Here is a 1,346-nt window from a genome sequence, read left to right on the forward strand (position 1 = left end):
CTGCGGTGGGTGAAGCGGCAACCGCTGGCGGCACCAATGATACCGTTGCCATCGGTAATAAAGCTAATGCAGGACTCAACTCAGCCACGGCTGTTGGTGGTGAGGCCAACGCTGCGGGTCTCGGCTCAACGTCTATCGGTTGGCAATCTAAAGCCACTGCCGAACGCGCTCAAGCCTTTGGTCATATCGCCAATGCGAGCGGCGTACGCTCTACCGCAGTGGGTGAGGCAGCAGCAGCACAAGGGGAAAACTCGGTCGCCGTAGGGAATAAATCTATGGCAGGCGGTATGAACAGTATCGCTATCGGCAATGGAGCAATGGCGGCAGGCAACAACCAAGTCGTCTTAGGTACTGCCGGACAAGTGCAGTCTAGTACCGAGTCACAGTCAGGTACGGTCAGAATAGTCACTATTGATGACAATGGCACGTTAGGTACGATGCTCGTTGACTATTACAAGTCAGCGCGTTAATACTAACTTGATAATATTGGCACAGCTATAACTTTCAACTCTAGACAAAATAAAGCTTTTGTTTAACGGATTAGTCTATACTGCCGGAGCTAAGTCGTTACCATCAGTATATCTATACCTGACTAAGCCAAAAAACCTCGCAATTGCGGGGTTTTTGCTATTTAAATTGAGCATATTAGCGATAGTTGTTTAGAGGGTTGGTTTGGACGGTACGAAATTTGCGGATTGTCAAATAATACAGTTTTAACTATAAAGGGAGCTTGTTACTTTTATGGTTGTAAATATGCATTTGACACCAGTACAAAATATTTGAATTACATTAAGTCACTCTTGTTAATGTAAACCTTAGATTCTACCTTCCTCTAAAACCTTTCCTTTATCTTCATGCAAAACACCCCCTAAAACCCCACCGTCATCTGCCAATAAATTAGCACCGCACTCATACTAAAGAACGAGCCGATGGTAGAGACGATGACGATAGCCGACATACGATTGACCAAGCCATAATACTGACCAATGATAGCGATGGTCGAAAATGTCGGCGCGGCAGCAAACAGCATCGCTACATATTTACCTTCTAGCGTACCGCCCGGAATTAAGGTAATAGCCAGCAGAATCATCAGCGGATGTAGTATCAGCTTACCCAAGCCGACCGTAGTGATTTTTGGTAAGTCGCCTCTAAGCTCCAGTCCATACAGGCTCATACCGATCACAAACAGTGCAACAGGAGCCGCCGCGCCAGTAAGTATTTGCGCAGTCTGAGCAACCACTTGCGGTATAGGCAGACTAAAGATAGAAAAGATCACGCTGACCACCAAAGCAATGATCAGCGGATTACGAGTGAAGTTTTTGCCAATACCGAGCAGCACACTGGCT

General features: G+C 46.6%; 1 protein-coding gene and 1 pseudogene. One reads left to right on the forward strand and one right to left on the reverse strand.

Annotated features, from left to right (window positions below; all coding sequences use genetic code 11):
- Positions 1–470: pseudogene (locus tag ACS8FD_RS14740) on the forward strand (hypothetical protein); the annotation flags it as partial.
- A 398-nt stretch (positions 471–868) separates the two neighbouring features.
- On the opposite strand, the gene ACS8FD_RS14745 reads toward ACS8FD_RS14740, so the two are convergent.
- On the reverse strand, positions 869–1,346 hold a 478-nt coding region (locus ACS8FD_RS14745; RefSeq protein WP_439276408.1), incomplete at its 5' end, for an AEC family transporter.

This window comes from Psychrobacter sp. 1U2 (assembly GCF_051847575.1).